This is a genomic window from Microbacterium sp. ZXX196, assembly GCF_009709595.1.
In the GTDB taxonomy this organism is placed as follows: Bacteria; Actinomycetota; Actinomycetes; order Actinomycetales; family Microbacteriaceae; genus Microbacterium; species Microbacterium excoecariae.
In genome coordinates, this window is record NZ_WMEE01000200.1 from 1 (window position 1) to 270 (window position 270).

Here is a 270-nt window from a genome sequence, read left to right on the forward strand (position 1 = left end):
AGATTGATAAAGACGTTGTATGTCATAAAAGCTGTAATCACAACACTCATGGTGAGCGCTGGATTAAATGACTGCAAAAAGCCTAATGCCAATAGAGCAAAAAAAGAAAAAACAAAGCCCAAACGCTGCAAACGCAGTGGCGACATTTTATCAATCACGAAGATAGACAGAAAAGCGCCCAAGGCCACAAAGCTATTCACCAACAAAGTGCTTTTCACTAGACTCAAAGTATCTTGAACAAAGTCGACCGCTACTGTGAGATGAAAAGCT

1 protein-coding gene is annotated in these 270 nt (G+C 40.4%); it reads right to left on the bottom strand.

Annotated features, from left to right (window positions below):
* Window positions 1-200, bottom strand: a 200-nt coding sequence (locus tag GJQ66_RS14905) for a hypothetical protein (RefSeq protein ID WP_230379609.1), incomplete at its 3' end; no start/stop codon positions are given.
* Between the last annotated feature and the right edge of the window lie 70 nt (window positions 201-270).